13 protein-coding genes are annotated in these 22,191 nt (G+C 70.9%); 9 read left to right on the forward strand and 4 right to left on the reverse strand.

Annotated features, from left to right (window positions below; genetic code table 11):
- Nucleotides 1-12: 12 nt before the first annotated feature.
- Nucleotides 13-549, reverse strand: a complete 537-nt coding sequence (locus ACH34W_RS07365) for a DUF4352 domain-containing protein (protein WP_395959938.1) — start codon at nt 547-549, stop codon at nt 13-15.
- Between the two features lie 317 nt (nt 550-866).
- Complete coding sequence (locus tag ACH34W_RS07370; RefSeq protein WP_395960070.1) at nt 867-1,220, reverse strand: PaaI family thioesterase; 354 nt, start codon at nt 1,218-1,220, stop codon at nt 867-869.
- Nucleotides 1,221-1,343: 123 nt separating this feature from the next.
- Between ACH34W_RS07370 and polA the strand changes: the two genes are divergently transcribed.
- The 8 genes from polA (at nt 1,344) to ACH34W_RS07410 (ending at nt 11,986) form a co-directional block, all read left to right on the forward strand.
- Complete coding sequence (polA, locus tag ACH34W_RS07375; protein WP_395959939.1) at nt 1,344-4,037, forward strand: DNA polymerase I; 2,694 nt, start codon at nt 1,344-1,346, stop codon at nt 4,035-4,037.
- Nucleotides 4,038-4,262: 225 nt separating this feature from the next.
- The gene (locus ACH34W_RS07380; protein WP_395959940.1) at nt 4,263-4,730 is read left to right on the forward strand and encodes a hypothetical protein; all 468 of its coding nucleotides are present in this window, start codon (nt 4,263-4,265) and stop codon (nt 4,728-4,730) included.
- A gap of 154 nt (nt 4,731-4,884) precedes the next feature.
- Nucleotides 4,885-5,946: a polysaccharide deacetylase family protein gene (locus tag ACH34W_RS07385; protein ID WP_395959941.1), complete on the forward strand. Its 1,062-nt coding sequence runs from the start codon at nt 4,885-4,887 to the stop codon at nt 5,944-5,946.
- Nucleotides 5,947-6,193: 247 nt separating this feature from the next.
- The gene (rpsA, locus tag ACH34W_RS07390; protein ID WP_395959942.1) at nt 6,194-7,693 is read left to right on the forward strand and encodes a 30S ribosomal protein S1; all 1,500 of its coding nucleotides are present in this window, start codon (nt 6,194-6,196) and stop codon (nt 7,691-7,693) included.
- Nucleotides 7,694-8,059: 366 nt separating this feature from the next.
- Entirely contained in the window at nt 8,060-10,033 is a 1,974-nt protein-coding gene (locus tag ACH34W_RS07395) for an endonuclease/exonuclease/phosphatase family protein (RefSeq protein ID WP_395959943.1), read from the forward strand.
- Nucleotides 10,034-10,070: 37 nt separating this feature from the next.
- Nucleotides 10,071-10,565, forward strand: a complete 495-nt coding sequence (locus ACH34W_RS07400; RefSeq protein ID WP_395959944.1) for a GNAT family N-acetyltransferase — start codon at nt 10,071-10,073, stop codon at nt 10,563-10,565.
- A gap of 7 nt (nt 10,566-10,572) precedes the next feature.
- Nucleotides 10,573-11,196 (forward strand): dephospho-CoA kinase, encoded by a 624-nt coding sequence (coaE, locus tag ACH34W_RS07405; protein ID WP_395960071.1) that lies wholly within the window; start codon nt 10,573-10,575, stop codon nt 11,194-11,196.
- A 37-nt stretch (nt 11,197-11,233) separates the two neighbouring features.
- Nucleotides 11,234-11,986, forward strand: a complete 753-nt coding sequence (locus ACH34W_RS07410) for an integrase (RefSeq protein ID WP_395959945.1) — start codon at nt 11,234-11,236, stop codon at nt 11,984-11,986.
- An 86-nt stretch (nt 11,987-12,072) separates the two neighbouring features.
- Here the strand turns inward: ACH34W_RS07410 and ACH34W_RS07415 are convergent, their stop codons facing one another.
- Nucleotides 12,073-13,665, reverse strand: a complete 1,593-nt coding sequence (locus ACH34W_RS07415) for an MFS transporter (RefSeq protein ID WP_395959946.1) — start codon at nt 13,663-13,665, stop codon at nt 12,073-12,075.
- A 126-nt stretch (nt 13,666-13,791) separates the two neighbouring features.
- Here ACH34W_RS07415 and ACH34W_RS07420 point away from each other — a divergent pair, with 126 nt between their 5' ends.
- Nucleotides 13,792-16,278, forward strand: coding sequence for a BTAD domain-containing putative transcriptional regulator (locus ACH34W_RS07420; RefSeq protein ID WP_395959947.1), 2,487 nt, complete (start codon nt 13,792-13,794; stop codon nt 16,276-16,278).
- Here ACH34W_RS07420 and ACH34W_RS07425 read toward each other — a convergent pair.
- On the reverse strand, nt 16,261-22,167 hold the full coding sequence (locus ACH34W_RS07425; RefSeq protein ID WP_395959948.1) for a TIR domain-containing protein: 5,907 nt from the start codon (nt 22,165-22,167) through the stop codon (nt 16,261-16,263). The two genes, ACH34W_RS07420 and ACH34W_RS07425, sit on opposite strands and share 18 nt — an antisense overlap.
- Nucleotides 22,168-22,191 lie beyond the last annotated feature (24 nt).

Genomic DNA, 22,191 nt, shown 5'->3' on the forward strand with positions numbered 1-22,191 from the left:
GGAGGCCGGTTCTCAGGGCAGGCGGAGATCGGTGCCCTCTTCGTCCTTCATGTCGGTCAGCGTGGAGCCGCCGAAGAGACGCAGAGCCGTGGCCTTGGCTCCGGCCGCGATGTCGTACCAGAGGTCGAACTCCACGCGCATCGCGGCACCCAGGTCGAACTTGAACGGCTGCCGCTTGACGATCATCGCGTCGTAGTCCGGCTTGTGGGCCGCGCCGTCCGAGGAGAGCAGCTGTTGCTTGTTCACGTCCACGAGCGTCGTGGTGCGGCCGTTGTTGACCATCACAAGCCGGACCCGCACGAACTGGCCCTTCGCCCTCACGTTGGCATGGCTCCCCGTGATCTCCGGCATGACGGTGAGCCCGATCACGGTGAACAAGGTGTCCCCGTCCGAGATGGGGGCGAGCTTCAGCGCCTTCTCATCGGGCCGCACAGGCCGGGGTGACAACTCGTACGTGGCCGACGCCTTGGGAGGCTCGTCGTCCCCGGAGCATCCCGCGGACGAGGCCAGCACGATCCCGAATGCCGCCGCAACAACGATCAAGCGCATGACGCGACGGTAGGCAGCATTGCTCATCCGCAGGAACACCGGAGGCCCTTTTGAAATCGAACCGCAACCGGTGACCGCCCTTAGCCGGTCACCGGCCACGCCTTCGTGGCTCGAAAAAGGTCGCCACCCCGGGTCAGGACGTGTTCGGGCCCGGGATCACCTTTGGGGCCGCACGGGCCTTCCCCGGACACGTACGTTGTCTACTCAGTGATCCCGGGCCGTTCCAATCCACGCTACCGACCGTTCAACGCCGACCGCAAAGGAAGTCGCGACTTGACCCGAGAAAGATCCTGTTGTCAGGAAATGGGGGCGTCGCGTCAAGAAATGGGGGCGTCGCGGAGCATGCAGGTGAGCCGGGCGGTGCAGACCCGGCGGTCCTGGTCGTCGGAGATCGCGATCTCGTAGGTGGCGAGCGTGCGGCCGCCGTGGACCCGGGTGGCGACGGCGGTCACGAAGCCCTCGGTCGCGGAGCGGTGGTGGGTGGCGCTGATCTCGATGCCGACGGCGATGCGGCCCTCACCCGCGGTGAGGGCGGCGCCGACGGAGCCGACCGACTCGGCGAGGACGCAAGAGGCGCCGCCGTGCAGGAGGCCGTACGGCTGGGTGTTGCCCTTGACCGGCATGCGGCCGACGACGCGCTCCGGCGAGGCTTCGAGGTATTCGACCCCCATCGCCTGCGCCAGATCGCCATGGGCGTCGATCCCCCGTTCCTCAAGGATCTTCGCCCGCTGATCGCCGGTGTCAGTCACCCATGCCTCCCTCAAACTGTCGTACGGGCAGACTAGAGTCCTGGTGTGGCGACAGAACCATCGACCCCTGACAAGCAGCGGCTCCTCCTCCTAGACGGGCATTCCCTGGCCTACCGGGCGTTCTTCGCGCTCCCGGTCGAAAACTTCTCGACGACCGACGGGCAGCCGACCAACGCGGTCTACGGCTTCACGTCGATGTTGATCAACGTGCTGCGGGACGAGAAGCCCTCGCACATCGCGGTGGCGTTCGACCGGTCCGAGCCGACGTTCCGGCACGAGCAGTACGTCGAGTACAAGGCCGGCCGGCAGAAGACCCCCGACGAGTTCCGGAGCCAGATCAGCCTCATCTTCGAGGTGCTGGACGCAATGCGCATCCCGCGCCTGTCGGTGGCGGGGTTCGAGGCGGACGACGTCATCGCCACGCTCGCGACCCAGGCCACCGAGGCCGGCATGAAGACGCTCATCGTCACCGGTGACCGCGACGCGTTCCAGCTCGTCAACGACGACGTCACGATCCTCTACCCGATCCGGGGCGTGTCGGAGCTGGGCCGCTACGACCCGGCCGCGGTCGAGGCCAAGTACGGAGTTCCGCCCGAGCGTTATCGCGAGCTGGCCGCGCTCGTCGGCGAGAGCAGCGACAACCTGCCGGGCGTGCCCGGCGTCGGGCCCAAGACCGCCGCCAAGTGGCTGGCCAAGTACGGTGGCCTGGACGAGCTCGTCGCACACGTGGACGAGATCAAGGGCAAGGCGGGCGACAACCTGCGCGAGCACCTCGGCGACGTGCTGCGCAACCAGCAGATCAACAAGCTCGACTGCGAGGTCGGGCTCGAGCTCACCCCGCCGCAGCTGTCGATGGGCCAGTGGGAGCGCGAGGAGATCCACGCGCTCTTCGACTCGCTGCAGTTCCGGGTGCTGCGCGAGCGCCTCTACGCGTCCCTCTCGGCGCCCGAGCCGGAGGCCGACGAGGGATTCGACATCGACCTGGAGCAACTGGAGCCGGGGGCCCTCGGCGCCTGGCTGCAGGGCAACGCGACCACCGCCGACCGCATCGGCATCGCCGTCACCGGCAGCTGGGGCCGCGGCACGGGCGAGCTGACAGCTCTGGCGCTCGCCTCCAAGAAGGGCCCTGCGGTCTTCCTTGACCCGGCCGAGCTGATCGAGGATGACGAACGCGCGCTCGCGGACTGGCTGGCCGATCCGGCCCACCCCAAGGCCATGCACGAGGCCAAGGGCCCGATGCTCGCCCTCTACGCCCGCGGCCTGACCCTCGAGGGCCTCACCAGCGACACCGCGCTCGCCGCCTACCTCGCGCTGCCCGGCCAGCGCACGTTCGACCTGGCCGACCTGGCCCTGCGCTACCTGCACCGCGAGCTGCGCAGCGAGACCGAAGACTCCGGCCAGCTGACCCTCGACGGCTCCGGCGAACAGGAGGCCGCGGGCGCCCTGGCCGTCCGCGCCCGCGCGGTCGCCGAGCTCGCCGACGTCTTCGACAAGGACCTCGAAAAGCGCGGCGCCACCCGCCTCCTGCACGAGGTCGAGCTGCCGCTCGTCCGCGTCCTGGCCGACATGGAGCGCGCCGGCATCGCCGTCGACGCCGACCACCTGGCCGGGCTGTCGGCCTCGCTCGGCGGCCAGGTCAAGGAGACCGAGCAGCTCGCGCACGACGCGGTCGGGCACGAGTTCAACCTCGGCTCGCCCAAGCAGGTCCAGCAGGTCCTGTTCGAGGAGCTGTCGCTGCCCAAGACCAAGCGCACCAAGACCGGCTACACGACCGACTCCGAGGCGCTGACCAACCTGCTCGCCAAGGACGGCCACCCCGTCCTGGAGCACATCCTGCGCTGGCGCGAGGTCGCCAAGCTCAAGAGCATCGTCGACTCGCTCATCCCGATGGCCGACGACGCCGGGCGCATCCACACCACGTTCAACCAGATGGTCGCCGCCACCGGGCGGCTCTCCTCCACCGACCCCAACCTGCAGAACATCCCGATCCGCACCGCGGAGGGCCGCCAGATCCGCGAGGCCTTCGTGGTCGGCGCCGACCACGAGTCGCTCCTGACCGCCGACTACAGCCAGATCGAGCTGCGGATCATGGCGCACCTCTCCGAGGACCAGGCGCTCCTGGACGCCTTCACCTCCGGGGCCGACTTCCACACGATCACTGCGTCCCGGGTCTTCGACCTGCCCGCCGACCAGATCGACTCCGAGCTCCGCGCCCGGATCAAGGCGATGAACTACGGCCTCGCCTACGGCCTGTCGGCGTTCGGCCTCTCCCAGCAACTGCGCATCTCGCCGGACGAGGCGCGCGGCCTCATGGAGGAGTACTTCCAGCAGTTCGGCGGCGTCCGCGACTACCTGCAGAACGTCGTCGCCAAGGCCCGCCACGACGGCTACACCGAGACCATCCTCGGCCGCCGCCGCTACCTGCCCGACCTCAACTCCGACAACCGCCAGCGCCGCGAGATGGCCGAACGCATGGCCCTCAACGCCCCCATCCAGGGCTCCGCGGCCGACATCATCAAGGTCGCCAGCCTCAACGTCGACCGGGCCCTGCGTGCCCACGGCCTCAAGTCCCGCATGCTCCTCCAGGTCCACGACGAGCTCGTCTTCGAAGTGGCCGCCGGCGAGCACGACGACCTCAAGGCCCTGGTCAGCGAGCAGATGGCCGGCGCCTACGAGCTCAAGGCTCCCCTAGAGATCTCCATGGGCACCGGCCGCACCTGGCAAGACGCGGCACATTAACCATTTCCGGGACGGCAATCACAGAGAGCGATATAGTGGCTGCGGCGAGCTTCCTCGGCTCGCCGCTTTACTGAGGTCGATATCGGGTCACGGTCGTAAGCAGCAGGACGCCGCTCCCTCTGATGCCCGGCCAGCGGGCACACGACAGCCTCGCCGATCCGCCATACACGAAACCCACCCATGACCTCTCGGTCCGCGACGACGCGAGAGAGAGGACTCCTCACCGTGAGGACCCCAGAAGAGATCAACACCCGGATCGCTCGCAACACCAACGACATCGATGCGATCTACGACATCCTCCGGGAAGTCCGGAAGACGCAGGACAAGCACACCCTGGCGTTCCAGGGCGTGGACGCCAGGCTAGAGCGTGTGGACGCCAAGCTGGAGGGCGTGGACACCAGGCTGGCAGGCGTGGATACCAGGCTGGGAGGCGTGGATACCAGGCTGGAGGGCGTGGACAGCAGGCTGGGAGGCGTGGACGCCAAGCTGGAGGGCGTGGACACCAGGCTCGGAGGCGTGGACACCAGGCTCGGAGGCGTGGACACCAGGCTGGAGGGCATGGGTGCCAGGCTGGAGGGCATGGGCGCCAAGCTGGAGCGTGTGGATGCCAGGTTCGATCTGCTCGATCAGAAGATCGATGACAGGTTCGAGCAGGTCGTGGCCCTGCTGACGAAGGGGAGGGCGGAGGGTTAGCCGACGGATGGCCGGGCGTTCGTTGAATCGGGCGCCCGGCTTCCTATTCGGGTGGGTGCGTGCGGGCCTAGGCTGTTCTGGTCGTGTCAGGCCGATCGACGGGAGGCCCGTGCCAGCCCTCCACAAGCTCGCCGGTTTTCTGATTGTTTGTGCGGTGGTCCTTGGGCTCACGCTTCCTGCGGACCGAAGTGAGGAGAAGCCCCGCAAGGACGCCGCCCATGCGGCGCAGCGGGCCAAGGCCTCACCTGGGGGCACGACCACGGCGGCACCCGCAGTGACACGGAGTGCGTCCCCGGCGCCGACGGGGCCAGGCAAGATCGGAGCCGCGAGCCAGGCGGCGGTGTCGGCCAAGGCGAACGAACTGGGCGAGATCCCGGTGCTCATGTACCACCGGATCCTCAAGAAGACCGAGCTGTCACTGGACCGGTCGGTCAAGGAGTTCCGGAACGAGGTGACCCGGCTCGCCGAGGAGGGCTACGTGCCCATCACGGCGGCCGAGCTGGTGAGCGGGCGGATCGATGTGCCGCTGGGCAAACACCCGGTGGTGCTGACCTTCGACGACAGCACTCCCGGTCATTTCGGGCTGGACGCGCAGGGCAGGCCCAAGCCCGACACGGCGGTGGCGATCCTGATGGAGGTCGCGGCCAAGTTCCCGGGGTTCCGGCCAGTCGCGACCTTCTACCTGAACGACGACCTCTTCGGGATGGGCGACCAGGCGGGCGCGGGGCTCAAGTGGCTGCAGCAGCACGGCTTCGAGTTGGGCAACCATACGGTGAGCCATCCGGACCTCTCGCAGCTGTCCCAAAAGGAGGTCCAGAAGGAGATCGGCGGGCTGGAAAGCAAGATCGTCTCGCTGACGGGGACCCACTCGACGACGCTCGCCTACCCGTTCGGGTCGGTGCCCAAGAAGCGGTCCTGGGCCCAGAAGAAGGACGGGGAGTACGACTTCACGGGGCTGCTCCTGGCCGGCTGGAAGCCCTCCGACTCGCCGTTCGACAAGGACTTCGACCCGTTCGCGGTCCTGCGGGTGCGGTCCGAGGGCAAGATCAGCGAGAACGACTGCCGGGAGTTCTGCTCGACCGCCTGGCTGGACAAGCTGGACAAAGATCCAGACACGCGGTACACATCGGACGGCGATCCGAATACCATTTCGTTCCGGGCATCGGACGAGAGGCTGCTCGCCAAGAAATATCGGTCTTTCGGGCGTTCCTACTGAGTAGAGGGGCCCAAGCAGGCCTCCGCAGATTGACCCCACGTGTCTGGTCCCATATCCTGATCGCTGCGCTGTGGGCTTGCGCGTGCTTCAGACGGAGCAGGCTCGCGCTCGGTCAGGTCGTTGACTTCGGTTCGGTTCATTGACGTCGCTCAGGCTGCGTCCCTTCCCGGTCCTCGGCAGGGCGGATATAAAGCCCTCCGCGCAGTGATGACACCTACGCATGTCCGTATCCGGAGCCAGCCGACACATGACGAGTAGCACCGAGGCCACCTCGACCACCCCGCAGGTAGCGGTCAACGACATCGGCTCCGAGGAAGCATTCCTCGCAGCGATCGATGAGACCATCAAGTACTTCAACGACGGCGACATTGTCGAAGGCACCGTCGTCAAGGTCGATCGTGACGAGGTCCTCCTCGACATCGGCTACAAGACCGAGGGTGTCATTCCCTCTCGCGAGCTCTCCATCAAGCACGATGTCGATCCCAACGAGGTCGTCACCGTCGGAGACCACGTCGAGGCCCTCGTCCTTCAGAAGGAGGACAAGGAAGGCCGTCTGATCCTGTCCAAGAAGCGCGCTCAGTACGAGCGGGCCTGGGGCACGATCGAAAAGATCAAGGACGAGGACGGCATCGTCACCGGCACCGTCATCGAGGTCGTCAAGGGTGGTCTCATCCTCGACATCGGCCTGCGCGGCTTCCTGCCCGCCTCCCTCGTGGAGATGCGACGGGTCCGCGACCTCCAGCCGTACGTCGGCCGCGAGCTCGAAGCCAAGATCATCGAGCTGGACAAGAACCGCAACAACGTGGTCCTGTCCCGCCGTGCCTGGCTGGAGCAGACGCAGAGCGAGGTCCGCCAGACCTTCCTCAACACCCTCCAGAAGGGCCAGGTCCGCAAGGGCGTGGTCTCCTCGATCGTCAACTTCGGTGCGTTCGTGGACCTGGGCGGCGTCGACGGTCTGGTGCACGTCTCCGAGCTGTCCTGGAAGCACATCGACCACCCGTCTGAGGTCGTCGAGGTAGGCCAGGAGGTCACGGTCGAGGTCCTGGACGTCGACATGGAGCGCGAGCGCGTCTCCCTGTCGCTCAAGGCGACCCAGGAAGACCCGTGGCAGCAGTTCGCCCGGACCCACCAGATCGGCCAGGTCGTGCCGGGCCGCGTCACCAAGCTGGTGCCGTTCGGCGCGTTCGTCCGCGTCGAGGAGGGCATCGAGGGCCTGGTGCACATCTCCGAGCTGGCCGAGCGCCACGTGGAGATCCCCGAGCAGGTCGTCCAGGTCGGCGACGAGATCTTCGTGAAGATCATCGACATCGACCTCGACCGGCGCCGTATAAGCCTGTCGCTCAAGCAGGCCAACGAGGGCGTCGTGGTCGAGGAAGAGGAGTTCGACCCGACCCTGTACGGCATGCCCGCCGAGTACGACGAGCAGGGCAACTACAAGTACCCCGAGGGCTTCGACGCCGAGACCGGCGAGTGGCTCGAGGGCTTCGACGAGCAGCGCGAGACCTGGGAGCGGCAGTACGCCGAGGCCCGCTCGCGGTTCGACGCGCACCGCAAGCAGATCGAGGACGCCCGCAAGGCCGAGGCGGAAGCCGAAGCCACCGGCGGGACCACCACGGTCGGCGGCGGCGGTGGCGGCGGCGAGACCTCGTACTCCGGTGGCGGCGAAGAGGCCGAGACCGTAGGTGGCGCCCTCGCCACCGACGAGGCGCTCGCGGCACTGCGCGAGAAGCTCTCCGGCGGTCAGTAAGCCACGTGGGGGCTCCGGCCCCCATGCCGCCCGGTCGGTGACCTGAGATCACGGCCGGAGGGAGATCCCCAGGATCCCCCTCCGGCCGTGATCTGTTTTCCACCGGGATGCCGGTCCCTGGGGCCCCATCGTCAGGCGGCCGCCGTTCATCATCTGGCGGCCGCCGCTCATCGACTGGCGCCCGCCGTTTGCGGGCTGGAGGCCGGGTAAGGGCTGCTTGGATCTGCTTGGGTGTTCGGCGTGCTTTTCGACCCGTCGGGGTCGTTGCCGATACTCTCGGATCCGTGTTCCCCGGTGCCGATCCCGGGCCATGATCCCGGGGCACGGCCCCTCGTACCCGCTCGTCCTCCGGAGCAGCTGTTTCCCTTGGCCAGTACAGATGTAGGCACTCCCCGACCTGATCAGACCGGTGGTCCCGCCCAGCCGTCCGGTCCCTCGATCGTCCCGCAGGGCCCGGCGCGGCTCGCACTGATCGCGATCACGGTCGCCGTCCTCGCGCAGACCCTGCGTTTCTCGCTTCCCCAGCTTGACCGGTTCGCCGACACCGCGGGCACCGGCGCCGCCGCCGCGCTCGTGGTGCTCGTCTATCTGGCGGGCTTCCTCAGCCCGCTGATCAGGCGGGCGGCCGGGCCGCAGGGCCTGCTGCTGGTCGGCGTGGGCGGCCTGTTCGCCGTACGGCTGCTCGCGCAGGCATTGTCGCCGCAGCTCTGGCTGGCGTTCCTCGGCACGGCCATCGGCATGGTCGCGGTGGCGGCGCTGTACGAGGGCGCCCGGGGGCTGTCGGGTGTCGGCTTCGCCACGGCGGCGATCGCGGGCCTCGCGGTGGACTCCGCCGTCCGGATGGCGTTCGCGACCTGGGACCCCGCCTGGCGTTCCGGTGTCTGGCCGTGGCTGGCCTGCTTGTTGTACGTGGGTCTGGGGGCTGCGGCGCTCTATCGGGAGCTGTCGTCCGGTCCTGTCACCGCACCGGGGATCTCTTGGCGGGACGCACTGGGTGCGGCTGCGTTCGGCCCGTTCCTCGCGCTGCAGGTTCTGATTCTGGCCAGCCCGGCGTTCGTCGCCTCTTCCGGCTGGCAGTCGCTCGTCGGCGCGCACATCGTGATCGTCGCCGGGCAGGGGCTGGCGCTGGCGTTCCTCGCTTCGGGTCTGGCGGTACGTGCCGTCCCGGGCGGAGTCTGCGTCCTGGGCGGCACGCTCCTCGGGGTGGGCGCCGGGGCGATCGCCGGGACGTACGCGGTCGCCGGCATCGAGGTGGTGCCCGTTGTGATCGTCGGCCAGGTCCTGGCGGCGTGGCTGCTCGCGGTCGCGTGCCGGGCTCCGCTGCGCCGCGCCGGCGCCGGCGGTCCGGTGTGGCGGATCGACGTGAGCGCCGCCCTGGGCGGTTTCCTTGTCGCGCTGATCCTGATTCCGTACCAGGTCAGTGCCGTCACGCCGCTGCCGCTGCCCAACAACGTGCTGCCCGGCCTCGCCGGGATCGCGCTGGGCGCGCTGGCCGCGATCGCCGCGGCGCGCGGCGGCCCGCTGCCCGCCCGCGCGCCGCTGCGGGCGGTGACCGCCGCTGCCGCCTCGCTCGGCCTGCTCCTGGGCACCGTGATCTTCACGATCGCCACCCCGAAGAACGAGGCCCGCGCGGCCACCCCCGGCCAGGTTCGCGTCGTCACCTACAACATCCACGACGCCGTCAACACCAAGGGCCGCCTGGACCCCGAAGGCATCGCCGAGACCATCGAGGCGCAAAAGGCCGATGTCGTCCTGCTCCAGGAGGCCAGCCGCGGCTCCCTTTTGTCGGGCACCACCGACGTGGGCGTCTGGCTGTCGCGCAGGCTCGGCATGAAGCTGCTGTGGGGCCCGGCCGCCGACGGTCAGTTCGGCAACGCGATCCTCACCTCGCTGCCGGTGAAGAAGTCCGGTACCGGCCGGATGACCAAGGGGGACTGGTCGCAGATCCGCGGGTTCGTGTGGGCGCGTCTCGGCGTCGGCAACACCTCGATCGACGTCTGGTCGACGCACCTGGAGGGCGGCAGCGACCAGGCGGACGAGCGCATCCGCGAGGTGACCGCGCTGCTGCGGAACTGGGGCGGCGCCCCTCGTACGATCATCGGCGGCGACATGAACGCCCAGCCCGGGAGCCCGGAGATCAGCCGGCTGCTGGAGGGCAGCGGCGGCAGCGTCGAGCTGCGCAGCGCGGCGAGGGGCGACGCCACGCCGACCACCCCCGACGGCGAGCGCATCGACTGGATCATCGGCACCGACGACCTGGTCTTGGACGACTACAGGGTGACCCGGTCCGAGGCGTCCGATCACTATCCCGTCGGGGTGACCGTCCGGATCGGGCGCTGAGCGGACCGGCGGCGGGCGCCCCGGTAAGGTTCGCCCTATGAGCACTGAGGACGTCAGGATCGAGCCGGCGAAGCCCGACGACGCGGGGGAGATCCTGACCGTGCAGCGCGCCGCCTACGTCAGCGAGGCGCAGCTGTACGGCGATCCCTTCATCCCGCCGCTGGTCGAGTCGTACGAGCAGCTCCACAAGATGCTCAACGCCGACTCGGTGGTGCTCAAGGCGATGGCGGGCGCGCGGCTCGTCGGCGCCGTGCGCGCCCAGTTCAGCGATCACACCTGCCTGATCGGCCGGCTCGTGGTGGTGCCCGACATGCAGGGCCGCGGCATCGGCAGGCGGCTCATGGAGGCGCTCGAACGCGAGGTCATGGCCCGCGCCGACGCGTGTGTGCTGTTCACCGGCCACCTCAGCGACGGCAACCTGCGGCTCTACCGCCGGCTGGGCTACACCGAGACCCATCGCGAACGCGTCGCCGCGCACCTCACCCTTGTGCACATGCGCAAGCCCCTGGTGCCCGCCGCCCAGGAGGCGTGATCCCGTGCTGCTGCGAGTGGGACTGACCGGCGGGATCGGCTCGGGCAAGAGCGAGGTGTCCAGGCGCCTGTCCGGCCACGGCGCCCTCGTCATCGACGCCGACAAGATCGCCCGCGAGGTGGTCGAGCCGGGCACGCCCGGCCTGGCCGCGGTCGTGGCGGAGTTCGGCGAGGAGGTCCTGCTCCCGGATGGCGGGCTCGACCGCGAGAAGGTCGGCACGATCGTGTTCGGCGACGCCGACCGGCTCAAGGCCCTCAACGCCATCGTGCACCCGCTGGTCGGGGCGCGCATGCAGGAGCTGATGGACGCCGCTCCCGACGACGCGATCGTCGTCTACGACGTCCCCCTCCTCACCGAGAACGACCTCGCCGGGTTCTATGACGTCGTCGTGGTCGTCGACACCCCGGTGGAGACCCAGCTCGACCGCCTCACCACCCGGCGCGGCATGACCGAGGAGGCCGCCCGGGCCCGGATCGCCGCCCAGGCCACCCGCGAGGCCCGCCGTGCCGTCGCCGACCATGTGATCGACAATTCCGGCTCGCTCGACGATCTCAAGGCTCAGGTCGACGAGCTCTGGGAAGACCTGACCGGCCGCGCCCAGACGGCCGCGGAGCGGAGCGACGGCGATTGAGCCTCGCCGTCGAGCGCGGACACCCTCAGGAGGACGCGTGAAGCACATGGCGTGGGCCACCGATCAGGGGAGCCCTGAGCGGCCCAACGAGGACTTCGTGGCCGCCGCGCCCGGTGCGGTGGTGATGCTCGACGGCTGCGGGCTCTCGCTCGGCACCGATCTCGGCTGCGTCCACGGCACCGCCTGGTACGCGCGTTCCCTCGGCACGAGGCTGCTGGCACGGCTCACCGACAGCATGGGTGCGGCGCCGCAGGCAGGTCCGCCCGTCGGCCCGCCCGAGGGAGCCCACCGCCCGGCCCGTCGGCCACTCGTCGCCCGGCTGGCCGGGGCCATCGCCGACGTCGCGGCCTCGCACCGTGCCACCTGCGATCTCGGGCTCGCCACCACGCCAGCCGCCACGGTCCTGGCCCTCCGCGTTCGCGGTGACGTGCTGGACTACCTGGTCCTCGCCGATTCCACCCTGCTCCTCGACGGCACGGAATTCCTCCAGGAGATCACCGGTGGCCATGTCTATGCCGCTGCGGACCCGGGTGTGGCCGAGCACGCCATCACCGGCACGATCCCGCTGCGGGACCTGCGGCGGGCCTTCCTGCTCACGGACGGCGCCACCCGGCTGGTCGACGAGTTCGGCCTGACCGACTGGCCCGGCCTCGTCCAGCTGATCGACGAGCACGGTCCCACCGGGCTGATCGACCATACCCGCGAGACCGAACGCACCGACCCGGAGGGCGATCGCTGGCCGCGCAACAAGATCCACGACGACGCGACCCTGGCCATCGTCACACCGTGACCGGACGGGGGACGGGGAAGAGGGGGTCGGGGAAGACATGCGGCGCGCCCGCCCGGCGGAGGCCGGGCGGGCGCGGGGCGTGAAGATCAGCCGTCACCGACGGTGATCTCTTCGGATCGCGTTCCGGTGGCGGGCTCTGCCTGCTCAGGGCCGCGGACGTCCTCCCCGGCCAGGCGCACCGATCGCAGGACGGCCAGCGAGACGACGGCGAGGGCGATCATCAAGGCCGCGCTCGCGACCGAGACGGCGGCCAGCGCGTCGGTGAACGCGGCGTGCGCGGCGCGCAGGAGGTCGGCGGCGACGGCGGCGGGCAGCCCCGCGGCGACCTCCATGGCCCCGCTCAGCGAGTCGGCGGCGGTCTCCCGGGACCCGGCCGGCACCTGGCCTGGTACGTCGATCCGGCTGCCGTAGACGGCGGTCCCGAGGCTGCCCAGCGTCGCGACGCCCAGCGCGATCCCGAACTCCCCGGAGGTCTGCGCGACGGCCGACGCGGAACCCGCCTTCTCGACCGGGGCCGTCCCCACGATCAGGTCGAAGACGAAGACGCTCACCGGCGCGGTGCCGAAGAACCCGATGACGACGCCGGTCATGAGGAGCCCCAGGCCGTCGGCCGCGGCGGTGACCAGGAGCCCGGCGGCCCCGAGCGCGAGCCCCGCGCCCATGACGTGCGACGGGCGGAACCGGCGGGCGACGACCGGTGCCAGCACGGACCCGGCCGCCAGCGCCAGGGCCGGCGGAACGAGCCACAGGCCCGCCTTGAGCGGCGACATCCCCTCGATCATCTGCAGGTACTGGCTGACGAAGAGATAGAGCCCGCTCTGCACGATGCCCGTGAGCAGCAGGATCGCCAGTGCGGCGGTGAAGCCTCGCCCCTTGAAGAGCGCCATGTCCAGCAGCGGTGTCTCCAAGGACCGCTGCCGCCGGACGAACCACATGCCGAAGCCCAGGCCGATCACGACCGCCACGTACGGCACCGCACGTCCGGGCTCGTCGGCGATCTCCTTGAGCCCGTAGATGACCGGCATGATCGCGGCGAGCGACAGAGCGACGCTGATGAGGTCCACGCGGCCCGCCGCGGTGTCCCGGTACTCGGGAAGGATCAACGATCCGGCCACAAGGAGGATCACCATCACCGGGACGCCCAGCAGGAACACCGATCCCCACCAGAACGACTCCAGCAGGACACCGCCGACCACCGGCCCCAGGGCGGCGCCGCCCATGAAGCACGCGGTGAAGATGCCGAACGCCATGGCCCGCTGGCGCGGGTCGCCGAACATCGTGCCGATCAGCGCGAGCGCCGAGGGGCCGAGCGTCGCGCCGGTGACGCCCAGCAGCGCCCGGGCGACGATCATCATTTCTGGGTTCGCGGAGTACGCCGCGAGCACGGAGGCGCCGGCGAACGCCGCCGCGCCGGTCAGCAGCAGCCGCCGGCGTCCGACGCGGTCGCCCAGCGTGCCCATGGTGATCATGAAACCGGCCACCATGAAGCCGTAGACATCCATGATCCACAACAGCTGGGTGCCGGACGGGCGCAGGTCGGCGCCCAGGTGCGGGGCGGCGAGGAACAATACGCTGTTGTCCAGCGCCAGCAGGAGGACCGGCAGCGCCAGGACGGCGAGGCCGGCCCATTCTCTGGCCCCGGCGCGGGCACCTGCGTCGGGGGGTGCGGTCGACGACATGACAGAGCCCTTCTCGAACGTTCAGCCCTCTCGAACGTTCACAACGGTCGGTTAGCGGTCTCCACGATGCGCCGAGGCCGTTATGGAGAGATTCGGGTCCGGTTATGGACCGGTTAGCGTGGACCCATGCGTTTCGGGGTGCTCGGCCCGCTGGAGGTCTGGGCGGACGACGGAGGCTCGGTCAAGGTGCCCGAGCTGAAGGTCCGCGCGTTGCTGGCCGATCTGCTGGTGAACGAGGGACATCCGGTGTCGCCGGACCGGCTCATCGCGGACCTGTGGCCGCGCGACCTGCCCGGCAAGCCCCTGGGCGCCCTGCGTGCCAAGGTGTCGCAGCTCCGCCGTGCCTTGCGCGAGGCCGAGCCGGACGGGCCGGACCTCGTGATCTCCCAACCGCCGGGTTACGTCCTCAAGTGCGATGCCGTGGACGCCCGCCGCTTCGAGGAGCTCACCGCCAAGGCACGCGAGGCGGACCGGCCCGCCGCCAAGGCGGCGCTCCTGACGGAGGCGCTCAGGCTGTGGCGAGGTCCTGCGTTCGCCGATTTCGCGGACGAGGAGTTCACGCGGAGCGCGATCGCCCGCCTGAACGAGCAGCGGCTGACCGCGCAGGAGGATCTCGCGGAGGCACGGCTGGAGCTCGGCGAGCACAGCGCGCTCATCGGCGAACTCACCGACCACGTCGATCGCCATCCGTTGCGGGAACGTTTCCACGCGGCCCTCATGCTGGCCCTCTACCGATCGGGCAGGCAGAACGAGGCACTCGACGTCCACCGGGGCCTGCACCACCGTCTCGGCGAGGAGCTCGGCCTCACGCCGAGCCATGAGCTGAACGCCCTCCAGCAGGCGATCCTGGCCCAGGATCCCGCCCTGGATCCGCCTCGCGTGCGGCCTCGCACGTCACCCGCCCGCCTCCCCGTCCCGTTGACCGAGCTGGTCGGGCGCGCGGATCTCGTCGAGGAGATCCGCATACTGATCACCAAGGAACGGCTGGTCACCCTCACCGGCCCCGGGGGAGTGGGCAAGACCCGCCTCGCTCTCGAAGCAGCCGCCCCGTTCCCCGACCCCGCGCACATCGTCGAGCTCGCACCGCTCACCCCCGGCACCTCCCCGGACAAGGTGGCCGAGGCCGTCGCCACCGCCCTGGGGCTCGGCGACGCCGATCCGGTCGAGGCCCTCTCCGACGCCCGCGCGCTCCTGCTCCTGGACAACTGCGAGCATGTCATCGAGGCGGTCGCCAAGCTCGCCGACCGCCTCCTCAAATCCGCGCCCGAGCTCCGGATCCTCGCCACCAGCCAGGAACCCGTCGGCATCTCCGGCGAGGTCGTCCGCACGGTCCCGCCGCTGGCGGGGCCCGACGCCGTACGGCTCTTCCTGGACCGGGTGTCGGCTGCCGCTCCGGGCTTCGTGCCCGGGCCCGGCGCCGACGCCGCGGTGGCCACGATCTGCCGGCGGCTGGACGGGCTGCCGCTCGCCCTCGAACTCGCCGCCGCCCGCGTCAACGGTCTCGGCGTGGCGGAGCTGGCCGCCCGTCTCGACGACCGCTTCCGGCTCCTGTCCGCGGGCCGGCGCGGGACCCCCGACCGCCAGCGCACGCTGCGCGCGACGATCGAGTGGAGCTGGGAGCTGCTGACCGAGCCCGAACGCATCCTCCTGCGCCGTCTCGCCGCCCACCCGGGCGGCCTCACCCTTGAAGCGGCCGAGGAGGTCTGCGCGGGGCACGGCGTGGACGCGCAGGAGCTGCCGGGCCTGCTCGCGGGCCTCGTCGACCGTTCGCTGGTCCTGCGCACCGACGGTGCCGGCCGGGACGGCCGTTACGCGTTGCTGGAGTCGATCGCGGCCTACGGCATGGAACGCCTGCGGGAGTCAGGCGAGCTCGACCGGACGCTGCGGCGCCGCGACCTCTACTACACGATGGTCGCCGAGTGCGCGGAGGTCTACCGGCTCGGCCCCGCGCGGATCCGCTGGACCGAACGGCTCGCCGCCGAGACTGCCAACCTGCGCGCCTCGTTCGAGAGCGTCCTCCACCGCAGCGACACCGAGTTGGCCGTGCGCCTCACCGGCGCCCTCGCCTGGTACTGGATCCAGACCGGCCGCCTGGACGAGGCGCGCCGCTCGCTGTCCGTCGCGCTCGCCCAGGCCGAAGCCCAGCACCGAGAGATCCTCCGGAACGACCAGGTCAACCAGAACGACCGGGACGCCCGCAGAGTCGCCTTTGTCCTTGAAGGGCTCGCGGCCATCCAGCTCATCGACGGCGAGGGCCGCCAGGCGGCCCGGCTGCTCGGCTCGGCCGCCGCCCTCCGCGCGGCGGCCGACCCCGGTGACGTTCACCAGAGCTGCACTCCCGCCGAAGGCCCGGGCCGTACGGCCCTTGACGAGAACGCCCGCGTCACGGCCGCCGTCCGCGCCGCTCTGGACGACGACACCTTCGAAGCGGAGTTCACCCGGGGCCGCACCCTCAGCCCGCAGGAGGCGGCGTCCGCGCTGTCAGAGCCTCCTCTGGGGGCGGACCCCCAGACCCCCAGGGCTTCGCCCGAAGGGCGCTCAGAGTCCCCTCTGGGGGTGGACCCCCAGACCCCCAGGGCTTCGCCCGAAAAGCAGTCAGAGGTCCGCGTCTAGGGCGAGGCGGCGGACCTCCGGCAGGTACGCGTCCAGCTCTCCGGGCTCGAAACGGCACATGCCGATGCCGTACCAGAACTCGGCGGTCGCGTTGCCCTCCCATTTGTAACGCCCGTCAGGAGTGAGCGCGGCCCAGCCCTCCGACAGGCCGAGCAGAGTGGCCTTCCGGATGGGCGCCGCCGGGTCGCTCACGTCCCAGAGGAGGACCGCGCCGTCGTCGCCCGCGCTCGCGAGGGTGGTGCCGCCGGGATCGAACGCCAGGGACCAGACACGGCGCGTGTGGCCCGAGAGGGTGTGCAGGTGGCGTCCAGTGGACGGATCCCAGAGGCGGATCACCAGGTCGTCGCCGGCGGTCGCGAGGAACGAGCCCGCGGGGTGGAAGGCGGCGGTCCAGAGCCGGCCGGTATGGCGGGTCATCACGTGACGGCTCTCGCCGGTGCGGTGGTCCCAGAGGCGGGCGGTGCCGTCGTTGCTCGCGCTGGCAAGGGTCTCGCCGTCGGGATGGAAGACCACGCGGTAGACACGGTCGGTGTGACCCTGCAGCGCCCGCACGCACTCGCCGCTGCGGGCAGCCCAGATCCGGACGACCCCGTCGTCGCAGCCGGTGGCCACCAGTTCGCCGTCGGGGCTGAAGTCGATCGACCGGACGCGCCCCCTGTGGTCGGCGAGGTTGACGGTCTCGCGGCCCGTCGTCCAGTACCAGAGCCGGACGCTGTCGTCGTCGTTGGCGGTGGCCAGCACGTCGCCTGAGGGGCTGAACGCCTGCGCCCAGACGTGGTCGGTCTCGACATTGAGCTCGCGTTCGAACGTTCCGGTGCCCGCCTGCCAGAGGTGCACGCCGCCGTCGTTGGTGGCGGTCGCCAGCTGCGACCCGCGCGGGTTGAACGCAGCGGAGGTGAGGTTGTCGGCGGTGCCGCTCAGCTGCCGGACGAGCCTGCCGGTGCGCGGCTCCCACAGCCGGACGAGGCCGTCGTTGCCCGCGCTCGCCAGCAGCCCGCCGTCCGGGCTGAAGGCCACGGTGGTGACACGCCGCCCGTGGCCGCGCAGGACCACCCGGCACTGGCCCGTCTCGGCGTCCCACACGCGGGCGGTGCCGTCGTTGCTGCTGGTGGCGAGCTGGGCGCCGTCAGGCCGGAAGGCGAACGGCCAGACCGCGCCGCGGTGCCCGGCGAGTTCGAGGCGCTGGTGCCCGGTCTCGGGGTCCCACAGGCGCACCGAGCCCGCGCTGTCGGCCGTCGCGAGGCGGCCGCCGTCGGGGCTGAACGTCGCCTGGTAGATGGCGCCGCCGTGGCCGGAGAGCGTCAGCGAGTGCCGCGCGTCCTCCCACAGCCGCTCCTTCTCCCACAGCCGCACGGAGCCGTCGGTGTCACCGGTGACCATCACGTCGCCGCCGGGGTGGAACGCGATGGCGTAGACACGTCCGGTGTGGCCGAGGAGCTCTTGCCGGATCTCACCCGTTCGGATGTCCCAGAGCCGCACCACGCCGGCCTCGTCGCCCGCGGCCAGCAACGATCCGTCCGGGTGGAAGACGGCCCGGTAGACGGCGCCCCGGTGGCCCGTGAGCGTCCGCCGCAGCTCGCCGGTCTCCAGGTCCCACACGCGCAGCGTGCCACCGGCGTCACCGGTCACCATGCGCGGCGCGTTCGGGTCGAAGACCGCCGTGTAGACGGGCGCGGTGTGACCGGGCAGCTCGTGCCTCAGATCGCCGGTCCTCGCGTCCCAGACGCGGATCGTGCCGTCGGCCGCGCCCGCCGCCACGAGGAAGCTGCCGCGGGGGCCGATGACGACCGGCCAGACGCCTTCGGGATGCACGGTCAGCGTGTGCGCGCAGCGCCCGGTCGCCAGATCCCAGAGCCGGACCGACCCGTCGGCGGATCCGGACGCGAGGAGGTTGCCGTCCGCGTCGAATCCGACCGCGTAGGCGCGGTCGCGGTGGCCCTCCAGGGTGCGGAGCGGGGTGCCGGTGACGGCGTCGACGATCAGCACGCCGCCGTCCTCGCTGCCGACCGCGAGGACCGAGCCGCCCGGGCTGTACGCGAGGGGCTGCGGGAGGCGGCTGGTCTGGAAGTGGAAGCCGTACGGCACCCCCACCGCCGCCGGGGCGACCTGGACGTCGATGGGACGGCCGGGCGCGATGGCGGCCTCGCGGAGCTCGGGCGCCTGCGCGATCCGGTCCGGCAGCGACGCGCTGATGAGCGCGGCCCGCGTCCAGCGGCTGCCCTCGACGGCGACGTCCCGCAGGTCGGCGTTGGCCAGGCGCGCCCGGCCCAGGTCGGCGCCGCGAAGGTCGGCGCCGGTCAGCCGGGCGTCATCGAGGCGCGCGCCCACCAGCGACGCGTCCCGCAGGATCGCCCGCGAGAGATTGGCTCCGACCAGCTGCGCGTCGGTGAGGTCGGCGCCGGTGAGGTCGACCTCCTGGAGGTCGCGGTAGGACAGATCCTCGCCCTGCAGGTTGGCGCCGCGCAGGTCGGCGCGGGCGGGCGTGCGCAGCCGTGTGGTGACCTTGATGGCGTTGGTGCGCGCCACGTCATGGAGGTCGGGGTCGGCGAGCACGCCGGCGGCCCAGTCCTGGAGCGTGCGGGTGTCGGCGAGGTCGCAGAGGAAGTCCACGGTCAGCTGTGACAGCGCCCGCAGCGACAGGGCGCGCGGCCCCGTGCCGTGGACGAACCCGGTGCCGTGGACGAACCCGCTGCCGTTGGTGGACCCGGTGCCGCGGGCGAACTCGTCGGCGATGTGCCGCGCGACGAGCCACTCCATCACCGAGCTGTGGATGAAGCCGAAGAGTCCCTCTTCGGTCCGCACAAGGAGGCTCCCGGCCCCGACGGCGTGCATCACCTGATGCGGCGACATGCGTCCTTCGGCGAGGTCGGTGAGCGTGTCAGCCACGTCCGAGAGCTCGTTCAGCCGCAGGAACGACTCGTTGCTCTCCCACAGCCGCAGCGCGAGCGTGCTGACCGCCCGCCACATGTCCGTGGTCTCCAGGCCGGAGGGGCCGCCGGAGCCCCGCACCCGTTCGGCCTCGTGGGCGAGCCAGGAGCTGAGGATCTCGCGGTAGAGGTCCGCCGGGCTGACGGTGTGCCGGGCCTGTGCCACGGCGCGCAGGCGTTCCTCGGGCAGGTCGGCGATGAAGCTCAGCATGCGCGGGTTGCTGGTCAGGCCGAGCAGCTCCTCGATGCCCGACAGGATCCGCAGCCGGGCCTCGGCGATCTCCTCGTCGCCGTACCGGTGCACGAGGTACGAGCGGACCTGCGTGGGCGTGAAGTCCTCGATGCCGAGCACCCGCCGGTGGGGGAGCACGCCGACCTTCTCGCCGAGGGCGGTCAGCACCTGCGCCTGCGACTTGAAGTGCTGGGTACGGCTGGCCACCACGATCTTCGCCTTGTCCTGCGCGGCCTGCAGCAACATGTCGAGGTGGTCCGCAGCCTGGTCGTACGTCACGCGTGTCACCAGCTCGTCGAAGCCGTCGAAGAGCAGCACGATGCGGCCCTGCCGCAGCATGTAGTGGAACGCCTTCAGGTCGATGAGCTCCTCGCCGTGGTTGGCGAGGTGCGCGGCCACCAGGCCGTCGACCGAGTGCGCCTTGTCGAGCGCCCGCAGCTCGATGAGGATCGGGATCACGTGCGGAAGCTCGGCCGGGATGCGCCGGGCCAGCTCGCGCAGCGCGAACGTCTTGCCGCGCCCGAAGTCGCCGAGCAGCAGCAGGAACCGGCCATGGTCGGCCGCCAGCAGCCGGAGCATCTCGCCGACGAGGTCTTCGTGGACCTCAGGGCCCGACGCGGGACGGTCAAGGTCGCGGTAGCGCTGCGGCACGTACAACGACGGCGGGTAGAGGCCGCCCGAGGCCAGCCGCCGCGTCTGCCCGCTCACGTACTCCGACAGGTCGAGCAGCCCCTGGAACTCGGTGAGGCTGCGCACCCTGATCCCGCGCCGCAGCGCGTCCTCGCGCAGCGACCGGGGCGGAGCCGAGCCGATGTAGACCAGCTCGGAGCCGTGGTCGGCGCCGTCGGCGTGGACGTGCCTGACGAACGCGTCGACGTCCTCCTGCGAGAGCGCGCCGACGTGCGCGCCGATGCGGTACTGCCGGACGAACCCGTCCTCCAGATGCGTCAGCAGCAGGTGCGGCGGGTCGGCGTCGATCCTTCGGATCGTGGCCCGCTCGAAGCGCGTCTCGCACGCCTCGGCGATGCGGTCGAGCAGCTCGGCGGTGGGGTCGGACGAGGGTTCGACCTCCAGCCGGCGCGGCCCGAGCTCGGGCGTCGGCCCGACCGCGGTCTCGGTAGGTGCCTCCTGCCGCGGTGCCGGGAACGTGCCACCGACCCGGATCCACTCCCGGGCGAGGCGTTCGGGTCCGCGCCGGGTCGCCTCCTCGGGGATCCAGCGTTCCAGGCCGTCCCGCCGCACGACCACGACCTGGTGGCGGCCGGGGCCGAGCGCCGGAACGCACGGCGGCCCGGACGGCAGCTCCGGGATGCCGCCGCCGAAATCGGGCTCGGTGCCCTGGAAGAAGAGGTTCACGTGACCGCCGAGGAGCGTGTCCACGGTGGCCGGGTCCGGATCGCGCAGCGCCCCCGGCTCACCGGCGATGGGCGTGTGCTCGACGACCCCGAGACGCAGCCATCCCTCGTCCTCGAAGTGGCGCAGGCGTTCGGTGAACCACGCCGCCTGCGCCTGCCCGACCTGCCCGTACCGGTCGTCCTGGCGGTGCGTCTGCGGGAGCGTGGAGTTGAGGCCCGCGATCACGACCTTGAGATCCGGCACCGGGAACAACGTCCACGGCTGGGCGCTGTCGAAGACCAGGCTGTCGAGTCCCTGGTAGAGCTCCTTGAAGAGCCCGGCGAAGTGCCGCCACTTGGGCCAGTACGGCGGCTGCGGGTCGATGTCGTCGGCCTCGCAGCTGGAGAAGTACGCCTGGGAGGCCGCACGGTTGACGTCGCGGGTGCCCGGCACGATCACCACGCGCTGCGCCTCCAGCCCGAGCAGCGCGCGCAGGCTGGTGAGGAACGACAGCGCCTCGGCGAACTCCTTGCGGCTCCCGGAGTGGGTCAGGTTGCCGGTGACGACGAGCAGGTCCGGCCGTGGCACGTCCGAATCCGCGAGCCGCGTGACGTCGCTCCAGATCCGGTCCTGCAGCTCGGTCGCGGTGGTGGGCTCGCCCGGCTCGGCGAGCGTACGGCCGAACCGCGGCCCGGTGACGTGCAGCACACTGATGTGCTCGCGCGGCTCCCGGTCGGCGCCCGACGTCGCGGGGAACAACGGCGCGGCGACCGGCGCACGCCTGGCTTGGCGCTCGCCGGTCTGCTCCGGCAGCCGTGCCCCGCCACGGCGCCCGTTGTCGTGACTCCCAGGGTCGTGGCGTCCGGTGTCGTCGTGCTCGACCTGTCCGGGGAGCGGCGCCCGGCCGGGGAGTGGCGCTCGGCCGGGGAAGCCGGGCCCGGCCGCCGGCATGGCGTGGCCCGCGAGGGCCTCCTCGATGCGGCGCATCAGCAGGTCGCGCGCCTGGTCTGGATCGTCGATCCCCACCAGGTCGACGTAGGTGATGGTGGACAGCAACCCGTCGATCGGGCAGTCCTCGATCCGTACCGTCACCAGCTTGTTGGCGGGGTTGTCCGGGTCGGCGCGCAGCGCGGACATCCACTCCAGGCGGCCGTACCGCGAACGCAGGTAATTGCGCGACAGCACCGCCACCACGACCTTCGCCTCCGACAGGCCGCGGTCCATGAAGTCGATGAAGTTCGTCCCCGGCACGAAGTCCCAGGCCTGCATCATCGTCCGGTGCCCGGCGGCCTCCAGTTGCCAGGCGATCCAGGACGCCCACCGCTCGTCGGCGGGGGAGTAGCTGATGAAGAAATCGGTCGGGCGTTCCTGTCGTGGCGGGCCGGGGGGTGTCATGGGTGGATTATCGCGCGGCACGGC

This window comes from Actinomadura sp. 6N118, assembly GCF_044326415.1.
Lineage (GTDB): Bacteria > Actinomycetota > Actinomycetes > Streptosporangiales > Streptosporangiaceae > Spirillospora.

Excerpts from the sequence above, each read along its gene's own strand:
- ACH34W_RS07365 (WP_395959938.1), bottom strand. The coding sequence starts at position 549 with ATGCGCTTGATCGTTGTTGCGGCGGCATTCGGGATCGTGCTGGCCTCG.
- ACH34W_RS07370 (WP_395960070.1), bottom strand. The coding sequence starts at position 1,220 with ATGGGGGTCGAATACCTCGAAGCCTCGCCGGAGCGCGTCGTCGGCCGC.
- rpsA (WP_395959942.1), top strand. The coding sequence starts at position 6,194 with ATGACGAGTAGCACCGAGGCCACCTCGACCACCCCGCAGGTAGCGGTC.
- ACH34W_RS07400 (WP_395959944.1), top strand. The coding sequence starts at position 10,071 with ATGAGCACTGAGGACGTCAGGATCGAGCCGGCGAAGCCCGACGACGCG.
- ACH34W_RS07415 (WP_395959946.1), bottom strand. The coding sequence starts at position 13,665 with ATGTCGTCGACCGCACCCCCCGACGCAGGTGCCCGCGCCGGGGCCAGA.
- ACH34W_RS07420 (WP_395959947.1), top strand. The coding sequence starts at position 13,792 with ATGCGTTTCGGGGTGCTCGGCCCGCTGGAGGTCTGGGCGGACGACGGA.
- ACH34W_RS07425 (WP_395959948.1), bottom strand. The coding sequence starts at position 22,167 with ATGACACCCCCCGGCCCGCCACGACAGGAACGCCCGACCGATTTCTTC.